Origin of the sequence: Herbaspirillum sp. LeCh32-8, assembly GCF_017814915.1 — a bacterium.
In the GTDB taxonomy this organism is placed as follows: Bacteria; Pseudomonadota; Gammaproteobacteria; order Burkholderiales; family Burkholderiaceae_D; genus Herbaspirillum.
Genome location: NZ_JAGIPZ010000001.1, coordinates 757,180 through 776,227 on the forward strand (window position 1 = coordinate 757,180; position 19,048 = coordinate 776,227).

Here is a 19,048-nt window from a genome sequence, read left to right on the forward strand (position 1 = left end):
CCATCTGCATCCTGCCGCCGCGCAGCGCACATGACCCGGCCCCAGCGCCCCTGCCAGTCCATCGTATTCATCGCAAACATCATGACCATCATCAACAAGAAAACCGCGGCCTTGCCCGCCACCGTATCCAACTGTTTCGCCAGCGGCCGCAAGCAGCTGATGTCGGCCGTCGCGCTGACCGCCTCGCTGGCGCTGGCCAACCCGGCCTACGCCAACTACCTGTGGCTGGAGAAGGACGGCGCCGGCGAGGCTTCCGGCAACCGCTTCCGGGTCTATTCGGGGGAGCTGGCCAAGCGCGACGTCGCCATGCCCCAGATCGAAATGCCCAAGGCGTTCCCGGCGGATGCGGCCGATGCCTCGGCCAGCCTGCCGCTGACCACCGCCGGCGACCACCTGCAGATCGATCGCGCGCCGGCCGCCGGCGACCTGCGCTTTTCCGCGCGCGAAGTCACCGGCAAGAACACCGTGGTGTTCTACCAGGCGCGCTACGGCCGCAGCGAGACCAAGGCCGTCAACGACCTGGAGCTGGTGCCCACCGAACCGGGCGGCAATACCTTCCGCTTGATGTGGAAAGGCAATGCGGTGGCCGCATCGCAAGTCAACGTCGAGACTTCCGAAGGCTGGCGCCGCGTGCTGGCGCCGGGCAAGGACGGCACTGTGACGCTGGGCACGCCGTTCCCCGGCTTGTACGTGCTGGAGGTGACGGCCAAGGTGAACGGCTCGGTCACCATCGACGGCAAGGAATATACCGACGTGCGCCATGTGGCGACCTTGAGTTTCGAGGTCGCGCGCTGATAGTTGCCAATCAGGCCAACGAGGCCGATGACGGCCGGATGATAGTTCGAAGGAGGGGGAGTGAAGGGGGGAAGTGTGAGGCGCAGGACGATGGTCGCAATGGCCGTGCTGGTGATCGCCGCGCTGGCGATCTGGTGGCTGGGGCGATCCTCGGTGACGTATGAATCGGCGGTGATCGGTCGCGGCGATATCGAGTCCAGCGTCTCGGCGGTCGGCAAGCTGCAGCCGCGCCGCTATGTCGATGTCGGCGCCCAGGTGTCGGGGCAGATCCTGCGCCTGCACGTGCAGGCCGGCGACGCGGTGAAGAAGGGCCAGCTGCTGGCGGAGATCGACCCCAGTGTGCAGAAAGCCACCGTGGACGCTGGCCGCGCCTCGCTGACCGGCCTGCGCGCACAGCTGGCCGAACAACAGGCCCAGCATATGCTGGCCGGGCAGCAGGTGCAGCGGCAACGCCAGCTTGACGCCGGCGGCGCCACCCGCAGCGAAGACGTCGACATCGCCGAATCCAACCTGACGCAGGCGGCCGCCCGCGTCGAACACCTGAAGGCGCAAATCACCCAGACCTCGGCCACCTTGCAGGCCGACGAGGTGCGGCTGGGCTATACCAACATCTACGCGACCATGGACGGCACGATCGTGTCGGTCGATGCGCGCGAAGGCCAGACGCTCAACGCCACCTACCAGACGCCCAACATCATGCGCATCGCCGATCTCGGCCGCATGACGGTATGGACCGAGGTCTCCGAAGCCGAGGTGCGCAAGGTGCGCGCCGGCATGCCGGTGTACTTCACCACGCTGGGCGCGGACCGCCGTCGCTGGCACGGCGAGGTGCGCCAGGTGTTGCCGGCGCCGCCCAGCCCGGAGGGCAAGAGCGCCGACACCGCACTGGCGCCGTCGACCAGCAAGGTGATCGTCTATACCGCGCTGTTTGACGTAGACAATGCCGACGGCGAGCTGATGCCGCAGATGACCGCGCAGGTCAGCTTCGTCTCCGCCGCCGCGCGCGACGTGGTGGTGGCGCCGCTGGCGGCATTGAAGCCGATCAAGTCCGAGCTGGCCGCGCCCGGCGCTTACACCGCGCGCGTATTGGACGCCGACGGACGCATCCAGGAGCGCCGCGTGCGCGCCGGCGTGCGCAACCGCGTCAGCGCCGAAGTGCTGGAAGGCCTGGCCGAGGGCGAGCGCATCGTCACCGGCGAGCAGCGCCATGAAGGCGCGCTCAAGAGATTCCAGCTGTGAGCTCACAGCCTGCGCAGGCCGCGCCGTTGATCGAGCTGCGCGACATCCGCAAGTCCTATGGCGGCCACGACGGCGCGCCGTCGGTGGAGGTGCTGCGCGGCGTGAGCCTGCAGATTCGCCGGGGCGAGTTCGTTGCCATCGTCGGCGCGTCCGGCTCCGGCAAATCCACGCTGATGAATATCCTGGGCTGCCTGGACCGGCCCAGCGCAGGCGCTTATCGCTTCAACGGCAGCGATGTTTCCGCCTTCGACGCCGACCGCCTGGCCTGGTTGCGGCGCGAGGCCTTCGGCTTCGTGTTCCAGGGCTACCACCTGATCCCCACCGAGTCGGCGCGCGAGAACGTCGAGGTGCCGGCTATCTATGCCGGCCTGGGTGAGCGCGAGCGGCAGCAACGCGCCAGCGCGCTGCTGACCCGGCTGGGACTGGGCGAGCGGCTGGAGAACCGGCCCCATCAGCTGTCCGGGGGGCAGCAGCAGCGCGTCTCGATCGCCCGCGCGCTGATGAACGGCGGGCGCATCATCCTGGCCGACGAACCCACCGGCGCGCTCGACAGCAGCAGCGGCGCCGAGGTCATGAAGCTGTTCAACGAGCTGGCCGATGCCGGCCACACCATTATCCTGATCACCCACGATCGCGAGGTGGCGGCGCAGGCGCGGCGCGTGATCGAGGTGCGCGACGGCATGGTGGTGGCCGACAGCGGCAAGGTCGCCGTCGACGCCGGCGGCGACATGCCGGATCCGGCGCATCAGCCGATGGACACCGCCGATCCGCCGCGCCTGCTACTGGCCGAACTGCGCGAGGCCGGGCGCGCCGCCTGGCGGGTGATGTGGATCAACCGTTTTCGCACCGGTCTCACGCTGCTGGGCATCGTCATCGGCGTGGCCTCGGTGATCGTGATGATGGCCGTGGGCCTGGGCACGCGCCAGCAGGTGGTGGAGCAGCTGGGGCGCTTCGGCTCCAACCTGATGTACATGTCGTCCATCGGCGAGAGCTCGCGCATTCCCGGGCGCAGCATCACGCTGCAAGACCTGGAGGCGGTGGCCGAGGTGCCCAACATCATCCATGTGCTGCCCAACGTCACCGGCAACAAGGTGGTGCGTTATGGCAACCAGGACATCCAGACCTACGTGCGCGGCACCGGCGCCGGCCTGCCGGCGATCCAGACCTGGCCGCTGGCGCGCGGCGCCTTCTTCTCGGCCGAGGACGAGCGCGAGCTGGCCGCGGTGGCGGTGCTGGGACACAAGCTGGCGCGCGAACTGATGCCGGGCGTGGACGACCCGGTGGGGCAATACATCCTGATCGGTAATGTGCCGTTCCAGGTGGTCGGCGTGATGAGCCAGAAGGGGGCGCTGACCGGCGACCGCGACGAGGACAACATCCTGATCATGCCGTTCTCCACGGCCGGGGTAAAAGTGTTTGGCCAGCGCGAGCCGACTTACACCGTGATGGCGGTGGCCGACGTCGGCAAGATCCTCGATACGCAAGCCCGGGTGGAAGAGCTGCTGCTGGAGCGCCATCGCATCCGCGATTTCGCCATCGGCAACGCCGCCGCCTCCATCGCGGCCGAAGCCAAGACGCGCGACACCATGACGCTGATGCTGTCGCTGGTGGCGGCAGTGTCGCTGCTGGTGGGCGGCATCGGCGTGATGAACGTGATGCTGATGACGGTGCGCGAGCGCACCCGGGAGATCGGCATCCGCCTGGCCACCGGCGCACGCCAGCGCGACATCCTGCGCCAGTTCCTGACCGAGGCGGTGCTGGTCACGCTTGTCGGCGGCAGCGCCGGCGTGGCCGCCGGCTTGCTGATCGGCGTGGCGCTGATCGTGGCCGGCGTGCCGCTGATTTTCTCCCTCACGTCCATCCTCACCGCCTTCGGTTGTTCGGTCGCCACCGGCCTGCTGTTTGGCTACATGCCGGCAAAAAAGGCGGCCCGGCTGGATCCGGTGGCCGCGCTGACCGCTGAGTGAGGCCGGCGGCTTATCAGGCAGTGCGCGTTGCCAGCCTCCGGATGTCCGGGCTTTCCAGCACGCCCTTGTCGGCGCCGCGCCGCACCGTCTCCAGCATGGCCTGGCCGATCAGCTCGGTGGTCAGGATGCGATCCGGCCAGATGGCGCGCAGCAGCGGCAGCACCGGGCCGAGGAGCGGATAGAGCAGGCGATAGGCGAAGGTCTTGGAGCGCACGCCGTGCATGGCGATCATCGCGCCGGGACGGAACATGAAGGCGCGGCCGAAGCCCATCGCCAGCAAGGCGTTCTCGGTGCGGCCCTTGACGCGCGCCCACATGCTCTTGCCGCGTTCGCTGCTGTCGGTGCTGGCGCCGGAGACGTAGACGAACACCATCTTCGGGTTCAGGCGCTGCAAGGTGCGCGCGGCGGCCATGGTGAGGTCGTAGGTGATGCGCGCATAGTCGGCCTCCTGCATGCCCAGCGAAGACACGCCCAGGCAGAAGAAGCAGGCGTCGTAGCCGCGCAGTTCCGACTCGATCGCGCCATAGTCGAACAGGTCTGCATGCACCAGCTGGCGCAGCTTGCCGGCCACCGCGTGGTTGAAGGCAGCGTCCTGGCGGTCGCGCCGGAACAGGTCGGTGTCGGCGGCGGTGCGTCCCACGGTCGTGACCTGGGTGACGTCGTCCGCCACCAGACATTCGCGCAGCACGCCCAGTCCGACCATGCCGCTGGCACCGAAGATCAGTACTTTCATCGTCTTTCCTTTCGCTGAATCGTTCAATGGGCCGGCAGCTCAGGCACCGGCAGCTCCGAATAGCCGGTGGAGGTGGTGACCTGCCGCCAGCGTTCGGCGGCTTGCACGCGCTGCTCTTCGATCATGGTGTAGAAGTGCAGGGCGTCCTCGCCCAGCATCAGGTGCATTGGCGGCGCCGGGTGCGCGGCCAGCTTCAGCACCACTTGCGCCACGCGCGCCGGGTCGCTGTGCTCGTTGCCGGCGACGCCGGCCAACTGCTTCATCCATGCGCCCACCGACTCCTCGTAATCCGGCATCACCTGCGGCGCGTTGCCGCGCGCCCGCTGGGCCCAGTTGGTGCGCATGCCGCCCGGCTCGATCGCGGTGACCTTGATGCCCAGCGGCGCGGTCTCCATCGCCAGCACCTCGGTAAAGCCGCCCACCGCCCACTTGGCCGACTGGTAGGCGCTCATGCCCGGCACGCCGATGCGACCGCCCACCGACGACACGTTGATGATGTGACCGCTGCGGCGCTCCCGCATGGTGGGCAGCACGGCGCGCGTGACGTCGACCACGCCGTAGAAGTTGGTGTCGATCTGGGCGCGGAAGTCGGCGTTGTCCATCTGCTCGAACGGCAGCATCTGGCCGTAACCGGCGTTGTTGACCAGCACGTCGATGCGGCCGAAGCCTTGCAGCGCCTCGCCGACGGCGCGGCCGATGGCGGGGCGATCGGTGACGTCCAGCGCCACCGGCAGCAATTGGCCGGGGTAGCGCTGGACCAGTTCGGCCAGTTGCGCGGGCGTGCGGGCAGCGGCCACGACCTGGTGGCCGGCGGCGAGCGCCGCTTCGGTGATATCGCGGCCGAGGCCGTTGGCGCTGCCGGTGATGAACCAGACTTGTTGGGTCATGATGGTTTCCTTTCGGTGGGTGTGCGGTTGATGTTCGATCAATCAGGCGGCTGGAAGCCGTCTTGTGCTGCCGGTGAAGTATGAGTGTGTAATCACTCATTTATTGCCATGAAAAAGAAGCGGAGGAAGTGCGCTTTGTCCTGCTGCTTGTTTGGCGGCCTACTTGCCGCCGATGGCGTTCCAGAACGCGACGAAGCCCGCTTCGCAATAGCTTTCCTGCTGGTCCGGCTGGCGCAGCATGAAGTCGATCGTCATGTCGGCCAGCGAGCTCATGATGGCGCCGGCGAAGTCGGGTGACTGGTCCCGCAGCATCCCCACCGATACGCTCTCGGCGATCAGCCCGCTGATCTCGCAGAAGGCTTCGGCGCCGCGCGCGCGGGTGGCCGGCAGGATCGCGGCCGACACCGACAGTTGCTGCATCACGCGGCGCCGCGCCACGTCCTGCGCGCCCCAGTGCACATAGGCGTGCCACAGGTGGCGTACCCGCTCACGCAGCGACGCGCCTTGCGGGAAGCCCTGCATCATGGCCTCATGCAGGCTGCCTTTGACCTCAAGGTAGAGCGCGTTGAGCAGTTCGTCCTTGGTGGCGAAATAGGTGAACAGCGTGCCTTCGGCGATGCCGGCTTCGCGTGCGATCTTGGAGGTGGGCGCGCCCGCGCCGAGCTCGGCCATCACCTTGACGGTGGCGGCCAGGATGGCGTTGCGTTTGTCTTCGCTCTTGGGGCGGGCCATGGAATGCTTTCAATTAATGAATGAGTACGCACTTATTTTATGGGCCAGGCTGCAAAGTTTCAAGTCCGATTCGGCGAAATGCCAACAGTTGCAGCTCTTGCCTCCGGGTGCAGGCGCTGCGTTCGGCGGGGCGAGCGGCTATAATGTCGGCCTCGGCCGTTCGGGAAATCTCCCGCAATATCAGGCATTTAGCCGTACCTGCGCGGCACTTCAGCAACAATTTGAACGCAGGCGCACTGAGCCGCGGACGCCGTCAATAGTGGCGGCGACTCCTGGGCAGCCTGCTTTTCCAGCTTCGCGGCATGGCCGCATCGATAACGTGACCTACAGCATCAAAGAAATTTTCTACACCCTGCAAGGCGAAGGCGCGCATGCCGGTCGCCCGGCGGTGTTTTGCCGTTTTTCCGGCTGCAACCTGTGGACCGGCCGTGAAGAAGACCGCAGCCGCGCCATCTGCCAGTTCTGCGATACCGATTTCGTCGGCACCGATGGCGAGAACGGCGGCAAGTTCAAGTCGCCGCAGGCGCTGGCCGCGATGATCGACAGCCTGTGGCCGTCCACCTATGCGCCAAGCAAGTACGTGGTGTTCACCGGCGGCGAACCGCTGCTGCAGCTGGATGGTCCCCTGATCGACGCCATGCATGCGGTCGGCTTCGAGATCGCCATCGAGACCAACGGCACCATCGACGTGCCGGCCGGCGTGGACTGGATCTGCGTGAGCCCCAAGATGGGTTCGGAACTGAAGGTGAAGAAGGGCAGTGAGCTGAAAGTGGTGGTGCCGCAGGCCGGCCAGCCGCTGGCCGAGTACGAGCGGCTGGATTTCCAGAATTTCCTGCTGCAGCCGATGGACGGCCCGCAGGCCGCCGCCAACACGAAGCTGGCCATCGAGATGGTCAAGAACAACCCCAAGTGGAAGCTGAGCATCCAGACCCACAAGCTGCTCAATATTCCCTGACGCATCAATTCATGCAGCCTGATGCCGCCGATGCGTCGATGGCGGCGATGGCGGCCCACCGGTATGGATGCCGGGCGGGCCGTTGATTACAATTGCTCCAATTTCTCCCCGTTCGCCCGGACATGCCGGGCGGCTTTCATTGAAGACCCAGATTCATGCTGACCATCACCCGCAAACTCGAATTCGACGCCGGCCACCGCATTCCGGACCACAAGAGCCAGTGCCGCAACCTGCACGGCCACCGCTATACGCTGGAGATCACGTTGACCGGCGCGGTGATCGACATCGAGGGCAATTCCGACAACGGCATGATCATGGACTTCTCCGACATCAAGTCGCTGGCCAAGGAACACCTGGTCGACGTCTGGGATCACGCCTTCCTGGTCTATGAAAAGGACACACCGGTGCGCGATTTCCTGGCCAGCCTGCCGGGCCACAAGACGGTCGTCATCGACAGCATCCCCACCGTGGAAAACCTGGCGCGCACCGCCTTCCACATCCTGAAGGCGGCCTACAAGGACCGTTACGGCACCGGCCTGCACCTGCAAAAGGTGGTGCTGCACGAGACGCCCAATTGCTGGGCCGAAGTCACCGCCGACTGATGCCGATGAGCGAGGCGAGCCCACTCCCGGCCGACGCAACAACGCCAACGCCGACAGCGGCCTCGGACAGCGACCTGCATTTCATGCGGCTGGCGCTGGAACAGGCCAACAACGCCTGGGCGCTGGGCGAGATCCCGGTGGGCGCGGTGGTGGTCAGGGACGGCGAAGTGATCGCCGCCGGCTTCAACCAGCCCATCGGCAAGCACGATCCCACCGCGCACGCCGAGATCATGGCGCTGCGCCGCGCCGCCGAAAAACTGGGTAACTACCGGCTGCCGGGGTGCGAGCTGTATGTGACGCTGGAGCCGTGCGTGATGTGCTCCGGCGCCATGATGCACGCCCGCCTGGCGCGGGTGGTGTACGGCGCGGCCGATCCCAAGACCGGCGCCTGCGGCTCGGTGCTGAACCTGTTCGAACAGGAAAAACTGAATCACCACACGGAACTGCTGGGCGGCGTGATGGCCGAAGAGTGCGGCCAACTGCTTAAGGATTTCTTTGCCATGCGCCGCGAGCAGGTCAGGCAGCAGCGCTTGCAGGCGCAAGCGCAAGACAATCAACAAGGCGAACGAACATGATGCACGCGGCAAGCGAAGCAACGCTGGAAACGGTGAAAGCCCTGGTCCCCGCAGGAACCTGTGTGGCGGTCGTGGCGCCGGGCGGCTATGCGCCGGATCCGGCCGCGGTCGAGCGCGGCGTGGCGCTGTTGGAGGCGCTGGGTTGCCGCGTCAAAAATTTCTATCGGCACGAAGAGCGTTACCAGCGTTTCGGCGCCAGCGACGAGGCGCGCGCCGCGCAACTGATGCAAGCCGCAGCCGACCCCGAGGTGGAGGTGGTGCTGGCGCTGCGCGGCTCCTACGGCGTCTCGCGCATCCTGCCGATGCTGGACGTTCCCGCGCTGGCTGCCAGCGGCAAGCTGTTCGTCGGCTACAGCGACATCACCGCGCTGCATCTGGCGCTGCTGCAGGCAGGCGCGGCCAGTTTTGCCGGCCCCATGCTCAATGGCGACTTCGGCGCGGCCGAGCCGAACTGGCCGGCGTTGCAGGCGTTCTGGACCACGCTGGCGTCGCCGCAGGTGACGGTGCACGAGCACCGCCCCACCGAAGAAGACGGCAAGGAATCGATGGATCCGCGCTGCGGCGACCGCCTTACCGACGCCGACAGCCCGGCGCTGCACGCCGAAGGCAAACTGTGGGGCGGCAATCTGGCGATGGTCGCGCATCTGGTGGGCAGCCCGTGGTTCCCGCAGGTGGACGGCGGAATCCTGTTCCTGGAGGACGTGAACGAACATCCGTTCCGGGTCGAGCGCATGATGCTGCAGCTGGAGCATGCCGGCATCCTGGCGCGCCAGAAGGCCATTGTCCTGGGTGACTTCGCCAGCTATCGCCTGGCCGAGATCGACAACGGCTATAACTTCGGCGAAATGCTGTCCTTCCTGCGCGGCCGCATCGCCACGCCCATCGTCACCGGCTTGCCGTTCGGCCATGTGCGCGACCTGGTGACGCTGCCGGTGGGCGCACACACGGTGCTGGAATCGCAGGGCGCGGCCGGCTTCACGCTGACGCTGTCGGGCTATCCGACGCTGCGCCCGCGCTGAAGCGGCATGGGCGGGCGTTGGCGCGCATCTGCTGCGCCTTTTACTGCTCCTTTTACTGCTCCTTGATCTCCACCTTCACCGCATCCTTTTCCACGGTGATCTTGCCCGGTTCGAAGCGCTTGCCGTTCATTTCCAGCTGCTCGGGCTTGAAGGTGTAGACGGCATAGTCGCGCAACAGCTGGTCGGCGGCGGTATTGCCCAGCGCGGTCAGTTGCTGCGCGTATTGCGGCGGCAGGTCCTTGGTGTCGACGTTCTCCACCTTGGGCGCGTCCAGCCGCAGCGAGCGCGTGGCGGAGTCGTACTTGAAGCCGCTGCTCATGGTCAGCGCGGCATTGACCGGACGGGCCAGCAGCAGCGGGTTGGCGATCTGCGCGTCAACGACCGTGGTCAGCCGGTTCTTCTCGGGATCCATGCCCAGCCGGGGATTGCTCAGGGTGACGTCGAAAATCTCCATATAGCGCAACTTGCGCGGAAACTGCGGCGCGATCGCCGTCTCCAATTCCTGTTTGGAGAAGCTGTATTCATTGGTCCAGATGTTGTAGGCGGCATGCGCGCCTTGTGCAAGGCCCAGCGCCAGCAGGGCGGCGCAGGCCAGTTTCTTGGCTTGGTTCATGTCGTGATGTCGTGGCTGCAAAGTGGCTTGGAGCGCCGTCGCGGCGCCAAAAATCCCCGGCATTGTAGGGCAGGCAGGCGGCGCTCCGCATTTTTGCTTGATAACAGGCAATAAATTCCTTCCCGAACGAGGCCGTAGCTCAAGCCGCATCGGGCTCTCAGTGGTAAAATCGACGGCTTCGCGTACTGCGGCATCCGCATCTTTTTTTACGTACGCATGTTTCATTTTAGAAAAGGTTTTCGCAGTGCTATCCACCGCTAACATCACCATGCAGTTCGGCGCCAAGCCGTTGTTCGAGAACATTTCCGTCAAGTTCGGCGACGGCAATCGCTACGGCCTGATCGGCGCCAACGGTTGCGGCAAGTCGACCTTCATGAAGATCCTGGGCGGCGACCTCGACCCGTCGGGCGGCAACGTCAGCCTGGACGTCAACGAGCGTCTGGGCAAACTGCGCCAGGACCAGTTCGCCTACGAAGAAATGCGCGTGCTGGACGTGGTGATGATGGGCCACGTGGAGATGTGGGCGGCGATGTCCGAGCGCGATGCGATCTACGCCAATCCGGACGCCACCGACGACGACTACATGAAGGCCGCCGACCTGGAAGCCAAGTTCGCCGAGTACGACGGCTACACCGCCGAAGCGCGCGCCGGCGAACTGCTGCTGGGCGTGGGCGTGCCAATCGAACAGCACCAGGGCCCGATGAGCAACGTGGCGCCCGGCTGGAAGCTGCGCGTGCTGCTGGCGCAGGCGCTGTTCTCGAACCCCGACATCCTGCTGCTGGACGAACCGACCAACAACCTGGACATCGACACCATCCGCTGGCTGGAGAACGTGCTCAACGAGCGCAACTCCACCATGATCATCATTTCCCACGATCGCCACTTCCTGAACCAGGTCTGCACGCACATGGCCGACATGGACTACGGGACCCTGAAGGTCTATCCGGGCAACTACGACGAATACATGCTGGCCTCGTCCCAGGCGCGCGCGCAGCAGCTGGCGGTCAACGCCAAGGCCAAGGAAAAGGTCGCCGAACTGCAGGACTTCGTGCGCCGCTTCTCGGCCAACAAGTCCAAGGCCCGCCAAGCGACGTCGCGCGCCAAGCAGATCGAGAAGATCAAGGTCGAGGACGTCAAGCCGTCTTCGCGCGTGAACCCGTTCGTGCGCTTCGACGGCGAGAAGAAGCTGCACCGCCTGGCCGTGGAAACCGAAAGCATTACCAAGACCTACGACCGCGACATCTTCAAGAACTTCAGCATCATGGTCGAAGCCGGCGAGAAGATCGCCATCATCGGCGCCAACGGCGCGGGTAAGACGACGTTGCTGCGCACCATCGGCGGCGAAGCCTCGGGCGACGTGCGTCCCGATCACGGCCAGGTGAAGTGGGCCGAAAACGCCAACGTCGGCTACATGCCGCAGGATCCGACCGAGGAATTCGCCAAGGGCGAGACCCTGACCGACTGGATGGGCATGTGGACCCAGGAAGGCGACGACGACCAGGCCGTGCGCGGCATCCTGGGCCGCCTGCTGTTCTCCGGCGACGACGTCAAGAAATCGGTCAAGGTGCTGTCCGGCGGCGAGAAAGGCCGCATGATGTACGGCAAGCTGATGCTGGGCCGTCACAACGTGCTGCTGATGGACGAACCGACCAACCACATGGACATGGAGTCCATCGAGTCGCTCAACATCGCGCTGGAAAAGTACGCCGGAACGCTGATCTTCGTGTCGCACGACCGTGAATTCGTGTCTTCCCTGGCTACCCGCATCCTGGAAGTGAAGGACGGCAAGGTGATCGACTTCCAGGGCAACTACGAAGACTACCTGGCCAGCCAGGGCATCGAATAACCTCCGGAGTCAGCCTCACAGCCATGCAAGCCACAGCAACAAAGGTCGTCGAATTCGAGCGGCCGCAAATGGAGACCGGCGGCAGCTGCACCGCCAACGCCTGGGCCAAGGTGCCGCCGACGCCCGGCGCAGAGGAGCGCGCCAGCCTCAAGGCGCGCATCAAGCAGTTATTGAAGGAAAAGCAGGCCGTCCTGGTGGCGCACTACTACGTCGACGGCGACCTGCAGGACCTGGCCGAGGAAACCGGCGGCTGCGTGTCGGACTCGCTGGAAATGGCGCGCTTCGGCCGTGATCATGCCGCCCAGACCCTGGTGGTGGCCGGCGTGCGCTTCATGGGCGAGACCGCCAAGATCCTGAGCCCGGAAAAGCGCATCCTGATGCCCGACCTGGACGCCACCTGCTCGCTCGACCTGGGCTGCGCGGCCGACGAGTTCGCCGCCTTCTGCGACCAGCATCCGGACCGCACCGTGGTGGTCTACGCCAACACCAGCGCCGCCGTGAAGGCGCGCGCCGACTGGATGGTGACCTCCGGCATCGGCCTGGAGATCGTCAAGCACCTGCACGCCGAGGGCAAGAAGATCCTGTGGGCGCCCGACAAGCACCTGGGCGGCTACATCCAGAAACAGACCGGCGCCGACATGCTGCTGTGGCAGGGCTCCTGCCTGGTGCATGACGAGTTCAAGGGCACCGAGCTGGAACTCATGCGCGCCGAGCACCCGGACGCACTGGTGCTGGTGCACCCCGAGTCGCCCGAGGCGGTGGTGGCGCAGGCCGACGTGATCGGCTCCACCACGCAGCTGATCGCGGCGGTGCAGAATTCGGACGCGCCGGCCTTCATCGTCGCCACCGACAACGGCATCCTGCACAAGATGCGCGTGGCGGCGCCGGGCAAGCGTTTCATCGACGCGCCCACCGCCGGCAACAGCGCCACCTGCAAGAGCTGCGCGCATTGCCCCTGGATGGCGATGAACGGCTTGCAGAACCTGCTTCACGTATTGGAAACCGGAGCCAACGAGATTCACGTCGATCCCGCCGTCGGCCAGAAGGCCGTGGTGTGCATCGACCGCATGCTGGATTTCGCAGCCAGAAAGAAAGCCAAGGCGTTGCCCACCGGCCGCCTTGAAGACGAACAGCAACTGTTTGCAGGAATCGGCCCCGCATGACACTCCACGCCCTCAAGACCAGCATCAGCGCCACCAGCACGCTCAAGAACCCGTTCGCGCCTTTCGATCCGGCGCTGCATGCGGCCTTTGACGCCAACGTCAACCAGGCCATCGCCGAGGATGTGGGCGATTGCGACTACACCGGCCTGCTGGTGCCGGAGAACGAATTCGTCAAGGCGCGCGTGATCGTGCGCGAAGACGCCGTGTTATGCGGCGCCCCGTGGTTCGAGGCGGTGATGACCCGGCTCGACCCGCGCCTGCTGGTCAGCTGGCACTATGCCGAAGGCGACCTGATGGCCGCCGACACCGAGGTCTGCACCATCGAAGGCCCGGCCCGCGCCTTGCTGACCGCCGAACGCGGCGCGCTGAACTTCCTGCAGCTGCTGTCGGGCGTGGCCACCGCCACCCGTCGCTATGTGGACGTGATCGCCGGCACCCGCGCGAGCATCCTCGACACCCGCAAGACCTTGCCCGGCCTGCGCCTGGCGCAGAAGTACGCGGTGCGCGTGGGCGGCGGCGTCAACCAGCGCCTGGCCCTGTACGACGGCATCCTGATCAAGGAAAACCACATCGCCGCCGCTGGCGGCATCACCGCGGCCGTGGGCGCGGCGCAAAGGTTGAATGCCGGCGTCACCATCCAGGTCGAGGTGGAAAGCATCGCCGAGCTCAACGAAGCGCTGGCCGCCGGCGCGGTCTCCATCCTGCTGGACAACTTCTCGCTGGAGATGATGCGCGAAGCGGTGACCGTGAACGCCGGTCGCGCCGTGCTGGAAGCCTCCGGCGGCATCAACATGGACACCGTGCGCGCCATCGCCGAGACCGGCGTGGACCGCATCTCCATCGGCAGCCTGACCAAGGACATCCGGGCGGCGGATTTCTCGCTGCGCGTGGTCGGCTGACGGGAGTCCGTCGGTCAAAGAGAACGCCGCGCCGGTCGCAGCGTTTTTCATTGGGCGGCGCGGTTCGTCATGCACTTCCATCCCGCTTCGGCGACCGACGGGCCTGCTAGAATGAGCGACGTGCGGGCCGTGCAGCGCCGCCATCTTCATACCCTCGGGAACCCATGGTGAAATCCAACTATCTCGTCGCGCCGCTGGCGTGGGCCGTCGTCTATTTCCTGTTCGGCTTCACGTCGCACGAGCTCAACGGCGCCTTCATCGCCAGCGGCTATATCTGGCTGCCGGCCGGCATCACGGTCGGGGCGCTGCTGCTCACGCCCACCGCACGATGGTTCCCCTTGCTGGTGTTGCTGGTGGCGGCACAGGTTCTGCTGGGCTGGGTCGAGCAGCGCGACCTGCTGCGCATGATGCTGTTTTCGCTCGACGAGATCGGCGTAGCCGCGATTGCCGTGTGGCTGGTGCGGCGCGCGCCGTTCCCGATGGAAGGCTTGTTCTTCGTGCGCGGCCTGCTGATGGTCGGCGTGGGCGCCAGCGTGGTCAGCGGCGTGTTCGGCGCGGCCTGGTTCCTGCTGACCCAGGATCAGCCGTTCTGGCAGACGCTGCGCATCTGGGCGCTGTCCGACCTGGTGGGCATCCTGATCATGACGCCGGTGCTGGCCGGCTGGTCGCAGTTTCGCGCCACCCGCTCGGGCGGCATCGCGCGCACCGAGTTCCTGCTGGGCCTGGCGTCCTTCGTCGCGATGGTGGTGACGGCCTACCTGTCCTTCGACAGCGATATCGACCGCCTGGTGTTTGACGTCGCTTTCTCCACCACCTATCTGCCGCTGTTCTTCATCGCCCTGGTGACCCTGCTGTGGGGCGGGCGCGGCGGGTCCCTCTCGGTGGTGGTGCTGTCGCTGATGGCCTTCGTCTACAACTCGCTGGGGCGCGGCCCCTTCGTCGAACTGGTGCAGCTGCATTCCAGCAATGCCTTGCTGGAGCTGCAGGTCTACCTGGCGGTGGCGTCACTGCTGTCACTGCTGATCAGCGCGCTGAAGACCACGCGCGAACAGCTGCACGAGGACGTCGCCCGCTGGAAGACCGAGGTCGAGCTGTCGCTGTCGGCCAGCCACCAGCTGGCCTATACGTTGGATGCACAGAAACTCGCCTTTACCTGGAGCGGCGATGTCGAGGGCCTGCTGGGCTGCCCGGCAACGCAACTGCGCACGCTGGAGCAGGTGCTCAAGCACATCTCACCGCTGGACCAGGCGCGCCTGCGCCAGCGCTGGCTGGACGGCGATGATGGTGACGAGCGCGCCGACATGCCGCTGCGCCTGCAAACCGGCAATGCGCTGGTGCTGGACGCCAGCCGCAGCCTGCTGGATGCGCAAGACCGGCTGGTGATGGTGGCCGGAGTCTGGCGCTTCGCCGATGCACCGGCCGCTGCGGAAATCCGGAGCGCGTAATGAGCCAGCGTATCGGCGCCTTGCTCATTCACGGGCTGGGCGGCACCCAGTACGATCTGGGCTCGATGCACAAGATCCTGGCCAAGGCCGGGGTGCAGACGCACGCCATCACGCTGGCCGGCCACGGCACCACGCCGGAAGACCTGGTCAACGTGCGCGCCGAGCAATGGGTGGAGGCGGTGGTCGCGCAGTATCGCGAGCTGCAGCCGCAATACGATCAGCTGCACATCCTGGGCATGTGCATGGGCTCGCTGGTGGCGCTGGCGCTGGCCGAGCGCGTGCAGCATAGCGCCGCGCAGGGAAAGCTGGTGACGCTGGCGCCGCCGATCTACATCGATGGCTGGTCCACGCCCTGGTACAGCCGGCTGCGGCAATTCTTCTATCTGATTCCCGGCGTGGCTGCGCGCATGAAGGTAGAGGAGGGCGAGCCCTTCGGCATCAAGAACAACCTGGTGCGCGCCGTGGTGAAGGCCAAGTTCGAACGCGGCGACAACTTTCACTATCGCTGGGTGCCGCTGATCTGCGTCAAGCAGGTCGACCGCCTGCGCGCCTGGGCCATGGCCGGCGCCAAGAACATCAAGGCCCCCACGCTGGTAGTGCATGCGCGCGAGGACGAGCTGACCAGCCTGCGCTCGGCCGAGTTCCTGCAAGGCCAGATCGCCGACAGCCGGGTGGTGGTGCTGGAAAACAGCTATCACATGATCTGCGTGGACAACGACCGCGACCTGGTGGCCAACAGCATCCTGACCTTCTTCGGCTTGCCGCCGCAGGAGTTTCGCGCGCGGCGACGCGAGCGCGGCGCTGCCGCAGTATCCGACGCGCCGATGGCGTAAGCCGGGCGCGCCGCCGGCTTCAGAATTCAGAACACCCGGCCCAGCTGCATGTAGAGGTTCCACATGCCGCGCTGGCCCAGGGCTACGCCGAAATAGATCGGCCCCACCGGGCTGTTGCCGCCGAGGAAGACGCTGGCGCTGGTCTTGTAAGGCCCGTCGCCGAAATTGTCCTTGGACTGCCAGACATTGCCGACCTCCAGGCTGGTGCCCAGCACCGGGTTGCGCAGGCCGGCCAGGCTGTATTGGTTGAGGTCGCGCAGCCAGGTCAGGCGGCCGTACAGCAGATAGTTGCCGGCGAACTGGTCGGGCGCATAGGCCGACAGGCGCTGGAAGCCGCCCAACGTGAACCCGATGCCGTTGCTGCCCAGGCTGGTCTCGTTGGACGACAGGCTGCGCGCCCCTTCCAACGCCACGTTCACGGTATTGAGGCCGCTGCCGAAGGCCCACAGCACCTTGGCCTGCACATCCGAATAGCGGTTGTCGCTGCCGCCAAAGCCGTGGTTGGCCTCGGCGTAGGCGTAGTAGCCCTTGCGCGGGAATAGCACGTCGTCCAGCTGGTCGATGGTCAGGCGAATACGCGCCGAGGGCTGGTTGCTGCTGCCGCTGGGGAAGACAGTGCCGCCGCTATCGATGGGGTAGTCATAGTTGGGCGCATAGCGCTGGTGGCGGTAGTTCAGGCCCACCCGCAGCTCGCCCAGGCGCGCCAGCGGCAGGCCGAGGTCGACCCCGGCGATGGCGCTGTCGAGGCGGTATTCATTGAGCGGCGAGGCCTTCACGTCGCTGCCGTCGGCGTACAAGTCCAGATAGCGGCGGCTGAGCTCCACATAGGGCGCGATGTACGCACCGGTACTGCCCCAGATCGGCTGGCGCAGCTCGCTTTGCAGGCTCAGGCGGGTGTTGCCCAGCACCAGGTCGTTGCGCCACTCCAGGCCGCTGGCGTTGATCCAGGGATAGCGGTGGCCGATCTGCAGGTTGTAGCCGCCGCGGCCGTTGAAGCTGTTGGACAGGCCCAGGCCGAACAGCAGGTATTGCGGCCCCCAGGATTTTTCTTCGGCATCCACCACCAGCACGTTGCGGCCCTCGCGCGTGATCAACTCCTGCGTCACGCCGTTGAAGTCGCCGTTGGCCGAGAGTGTCGACAGTTCGCGATTGAGCTCGGCGCCGTCATAGACGTCGCCGGGCTTGGCCTTCAGTTTCCCGCGCACGTAGTCGGTCGGGATGTGCTTGCCGCTGCGCACCTCGATGGCGTCAATGCGCGTGCCCTCGGCCAGCGCGCTGCCGTTGCGCGCGCGTTCGGCAAGGTAAGCCTGCCAGCGCTGCGGCGGCAGCGACAGCTCGGTCAAGCGCACATTCTGCCGCTGGGCGGCATCCCAGCCGGCGTTGATGCCGTCCTTGCCGCGCGCGAAATCGGTGAAGGAGACGCCTTCCAGCTGCGGCTCGATCAGCACGTCGCCGCTGCCCAGCAGTGCCTTTTGCGCCTGCACGTTCTGCTGGATCAGGATGCCCACCATCTGCTGCGCCACCGCGGTGGGCGACTGTAATGCCGCCGCGTCCTGCAGCGGTGTGGCGATGTTGACCGCGATGATCACGTCGGCGCCCATCTCCCGCGCCGTCTGCACCGGTAGGTTGCTGACCAGGCCGCCGTCCACCAGCGTGCGCGAGCCGACCCGGAACGGCGCAAACAAGCCCGGCACCGCCATGCTGGCGCGCATCGCGCGCGGCAGCGAGCCTTCCGTCATTTCCACCTTGGTGCCCAGGCTGAGGTCGGTCGCCACCGCCCGGAACGGGATCGGCAGGCGCGAGAAGTCGATATTGGCCGGCAGCCGGGCGGTCCAGTTCTGCAGCAGCGTCAGCAGGTTGTTGCCCTGGACCAGGCCGGGCGCCAGCTTGAGCTTGCCGTCGTCATAGCCGGCCGAGATCGAGATCGGATATTGGTATTCGTCCTCGCGCTGCGACTGCGGCAGGCGCGCGCGGTCGTTGCGGTCGAAGGCGATGTCCGACAGGTTGGTCGCCGCCAGCCGGCGTTCCAGCTCCTCGGCCGACAGGCCGCTGGCGTACAGGCCGCCAATCAGCGCGCCCATGCTGGTGCCGGCGATGCAGTCGACTGGCACGTGCAGCTTCTCCAGGTATTGCAGCACCCCAAGGTGCGCATAGCCGCGCGCGCCGCCGCCGGAGAGCACCAGGCACACGCGCGGGCGATGCGATGGTGGCGGCGAGGCTGATGCCGGATCGGCGCCGGCTGAAGGTTGAGCGGAGGCCGGAACGCCGGCGAGCAGGAAAAGGGAGGGGAGAAGACGCAGGAGCGTCGGGACGAACCGGTGCACGGCAACTGTTCCGCGAAGAAAGGAAATGTAAAGGGATGGCGGATATTACACCAGCGCCCGGCATCGGCGACAAGCGTCGCGAGCGCAACAAGCTGCCGTCAGGATCAGGAGTAGTAACCGCCGCTGGGCGTCGCCGCCAGGAACTGCTTGGCCTGACGGATGCTTTCGGGCGAGACCTGCGCCAGCGATGCCCGGTGGGCCTCGATGCTTTCCCATATCTCGACGATGACGATACGTGTCGGATCGGCGTGGTCCTGCAACAACTCGCAGGACAGGCAGCCGGCCGAGGCGCGGATGTCCGGCAGGATGCCGGTGAGGAAGCTCTTCAGTTCGGCGGCGCAGTGCTCGCGCGCGCGGAAGTTGTTGATGCGGGTGATGCTCATGGCGTTCTCCCTGGGGCCTGTTTTGATGCTAGTCGTCC

At 66.1% G+C, this 19,048-nt stretch carries 18 protein-coding genes; 12 read left to right on the forward strand and 6 right to left on the reverse strand.

Annotated features, from left to right (window positions below; all coding sequences use genetic code 11):
* Positions 1-30 precede the first annotated feature (30 nt).
* From J8I26_RS03510 to J8I26_RS03520, 3 genes are all read left to right on the forward strand, one after another.
* Entirely contained in the window at positions 31-795 is a 765-nt protein-coding gene (locus tag J8I26_RS03510) for a hypothetical protein (RefSeq protein ID WP_348635272.1), read from the forward strand.
* Between the two features lie 90 nt (positions 796-885).
* Positions 886-2,034, forward strand: a complete 1,149-nt coding sequence (locus J8I26_RS03515) for an efflux RND transporter periplasmic adaptor subunit (RefSeq protein WP_209604077.1) — start codon at positions 886-888, stop codon at positions 2,032-2,034.
* The gene (locus J8I26_RS03520) at positions 2,031-4,001 is read left to right on the forward strand and encodes a MacB family efflux pump subunit (protein ID WP_209604079.1); all 1,971 of its coding nucleotides are present in this window, start codon (positions 2,031-2,033) and stop codon (positions 3,999-4,001) included. The genes J8I26_RS03515 and J8I26_RS03520 overlap by 4 nt, the downstream gene beginning before the upstream one ends.
* A 13-nt stretch (positions 4,002-4,014) precedes the next feature.
* Here J8I26_RS03520 and J8I26_RS03525 read toward each other — a convergent pair whose 3' ends face one another.
* The 3 genes from J8I26_RS03525 to J8I26_RS03535 form a co-directional block, all read right to left on the reverse strand.
* Positions 4,015-4,734, reverse strand: a complete 720-nt coding sequence (locus tag J8I26_RS03525; protein WP_209604081.1) for an epimerase — start codon at positions 4,732-4,734, stop codon at positions 4,015-4,017.
* A 23-nt stretch (positions 4,735-4,757) separates the two neighbouring features.
* Positions 4,758-5,621 carry an oxidoreductase gene (locus J8I26_RS03530; protein WP_209604083.1) on the reverse strand — a complete coding sequence of 288 codons (864 nt, stop codon included), beginning with the start codon at positions 5,619-5,621 and terminating at the stop codon, positions 4,758-4,760.
* Between the two features lie 159 nt (positions 5,622-5,780).
* Positions 5,781-6,353 carry a TetR/AcrR family transcriptional regulator gene (locus tag J8I26_RS03535; protein ID WP_209604085.1) on the reverse strand — a complete coding sequence of 191 codons (573 nt, stop codon included), beginning with the start codon at positions 6,351-6,353 and terminating at the stop codon, positions 5,781-5,783.
* A 319-nt stretch (positions 6,354-6,672) separates the two neighbouring features.
* Here J8I26_RS03535 and queE point away from each other — a divergent pair, with 319 nt between their 5' ends.
* From queE to ldcA, 4 genes are all read left to right on the forward strand, one after another.
* Positions 6,673-7,308, forward strand: a complete 636-nt coding sequence (gene queE, locus J8I26_RS03540; protein ID WP_209604087.1) for a 7-carboxy-7-deazaguanine synthase — start codon at positions 6,673-6,675, stop codon at positions 7,306-7,308.
* Between the two features lie 155 nt (positions 7,309-7,463).
* Positions 7,464-7,910 (forward strand): 6-carboxytetrahydropterin synthase QueD, encoded by a 447-nt coding sequence (gene queD / locus J8I26_RS03545; RefSeq protein ID WP_209604089.1) that lies wholly within the window; start codon positions 7,464-7,466, stop codon positions 7,908-7,910.
* A gap of 5 nt (positions 7,911-7,915) precedes the next feature.
* A complete protein-coding gene (gene tadA, locus J8I26_RS03550; RefSeq protein ID WP_280868222.1) occupies positions 7,916-8,485 on the forward strand; it encodes a tRNA adenosine(34) deaminase TadA in 570 nt (189 codons plus the stop codon).
* Entirely contained in the window at positions 8,485-9,504 is a 1,020-nt protein-coding gene (gene ldcA / locus J8I26_RS03555) for a muramoyltetrapeptide carboxypeptidase (protein WP_209604789.1), read from the forward strand. The genes tadA and ldcA overlap by 1 nt, the downstream gene beginning before the upstream one ends.
* 52 nt (positions 9,505-9,556) lie before the next feature.
* Here the strand turns inward: ldcA and J8I26_RS03560 are convergent, their stop codons facing one another.
* Entirely contained in the window at positions 9,557-10,117 is a 561-nt protein-coding gene (locus J8I26_RS03560) for a DUF1439 domain-containing protein (RefSeq protein WP_209604091.1), read from the reverse strand.
* A 244-nt stretch (positions 10,118-10,361) separates the two neighbouring features.
* Here J8I26_RS03560 and J8I26_RS03565 point away from each other — a divergent pair, with 244 nt between their 5' ends.
* The 5 genes from J8I26_RS03565 to J8I26_RS03585 all read left to right on the forward strand — a co-directional run bounded on the left by J8I26_RS03565 (position 10,362) and on the right by J8I26_RS03585 (position 16,303).
* Positions 10,362-11,963: an ABC-F family ATPase gene (locus J8I26_RS03565; RefSeq protein WP_209604093.1), complete on the forward strand. Its 1,602-nt coding sequence runs from the start codon at positions 10,362-10,364 to the stop codon at positions 11,961-11,963.
* Between the two features lie 23 nt (positions 11,964-11,986).
* Complete coding sequence (nadA, locus tag J8I26_RS03570) at positions 11,987-13,126, forward strand: quinolinate synthase NadA (protein WP_209604095.1); 1,140 nt, start codon at positions 11,987-11,989, stop codon at positions 13,124-13,126.
* Complete coding sequence (gene nadC, locus J8I26_RS03575; RefSeq protein WP_209604097.1) at positions 13,123-14,025, forward strand: carboxylating nicotinate-nucleotide diphosphorylase; 903 nt, start codon at positions 13,123-13,125, stop codon at positions 14,023-14,025. The genes nadA and nadC overlap by 4 nt, the downstream gene beginning before the upstream one ends.
* A 164-nt stretch (positions 14,026-14,189) precedes the next feature.
* Entirely contained in the window at positions 14,190-15,470 is a 1,281-nt protein-coding gene (locus J8I26_RS03580) for an MASE1 domain-containing protein (protein WP_209604099.1), read from the forward strand.
* Positions 15,470-16,303, forward strand: a complete 834-nt coding sequence (locus tag J8I26_RS03585; RefSeq protein WP_209604101.1) for an alpha/beta fold hydrolase — start codon at positions 15,470-15,472, stop codon at positions 16,301-16,303. The genes J8I26_RS03580 and J8I26_RS03585 overlap by 1 nt, the downstream gene beginning before the upstream one ends.
* Before the next feature lie 26 nt (positions 16,304-16,329).
* On the opposite strand, the gene J8I26_RS03590 is transcribed toward J8I26_RS03585, so the two are convergent.
* Both J8I26_RS03590 and J8I26_RS03595 read right to left on the reverse strand, forming a co-directional pair.
* Positions 16,330-18,603, reverse strand: coding sequence for a patatin-like phospholipase family protein (locus tag J8I26_RS03590; protein ID WP_245200113.1), 2,274 nt, complete (start codon positions 18,601-18,603; stop codon positions 16,330-16,332).
* A gap of 128 nt (positions 18,604-18,731) precedes the next feature.
* Complete coding sequence (locus J8I26_RS03595; RefSeq protein ID WP_209604105.1) at positions 18,732-19,010, reverse strand: antibiotic biosynthesis monooxygenase; 279 nt, start codon at positions 19,008-19,010, stop codon at positions 18,732-18,734.
* Between the last annotated feature and the right edge of the window lie 38 nt (positions 19,011-19,048).

Bases quoted from the DNA above. Each gene is read 5' to 3' on its own strand.
- J8I26_RS03510 (WP_348635272.1), top strand. From the start codon at position 31: ATGACCCGGCCCCAGCGCCCCTGCCAGTCCATCGTATTCATCGCAAAC.
- J8I26_RS03560 (WP_209604091.1), bottom strand. From the start codon at position 10,117: ATGAACCAAGCCAAGAAACTGGCCTGCGCCGCCCTGCTGGCGCTGGGC.
- J8I26_RS03535 (WP_209604085.1), bottom strand. From the start codon at position 6,353: ATGGCCCGCCCCAAGAGCGAAGACAAACGCAACGCCATCCTGGCCGCC.
- ldcA (WP_209604789.1), top strand. From the start codon at position 8,485: ATGCACGCGGCAAGCGAAGCAACGCTGGAAACGGTGAAAGCCCTGGTC.
- J8I26_RS03530 (WP_209604083.1), bottom strand. From the start codon at position 5,621: ATGACCCAACAAGTCTGGTTCATCACCGGCAGCGCCAACGGCCTCGGC.
- J8I26_RS03580 (WP_209604099.1), top strand. From the start codon at position 14,190: ATGGTGAAATCCAACTATCTCGTCGCGCCGCTGGCGTGGGCCGTCGTC.
- J8I26_RS03515 (WP_209604077.1), top strand. From the start codon at position 886: ATGGTCGCAATGGCCGTGCTGGTGATCGCCGCGCTGGCGATCTGGTGG.
- J8I26_RS03525 (WP_209604081.1), bottom strand. From the start codon at position 4,734: ATGAAAGTACTGATCTTCGGTGCCAGCGGCATGGTCGGACTGGGCGTG.
- J8I26_RS03585 (WP_209604101.1), top strand. From the start codon at position 15,470: ATGAGCCAGCGTATCGGCGCCTTGCTCATTCACGGGCTGGGCGGCACC.
- nadA (WP_209604095.1), top strand. From the start codon at position 11,987: ATGCAAGCCACAGCAACAAAGGTCGTCGAATTCGAGCGGCCGCAAATG.
- nadC (WP_209604097.1), top strand. From the start codon at position 13,123: ATGACACTCCACGCCCTCAAGACCAGCATCAGCGCCACCAGCACGCTC.
- tadA (WP_280868222.1), top strand. From the start codon at position 7,916: ATGAGCGAGGCGAGCCCACTCCCGGCCGACGCAACAACGCCAACGCCG.
- J8I26_RS03595 (WP_209604105.1), bottom strand. From the start codon at position 19,010: ATGAGCATCACCCGCATCAACAACTTCCGCGCGCGCGAGCACTGCGCC.
- queD (WP_209604089.1), top strand. From the start codon at position 7,464: ATGCTGACCATCACCCGCAAACTCGAATTCGACGCCGGCCACCGCATT.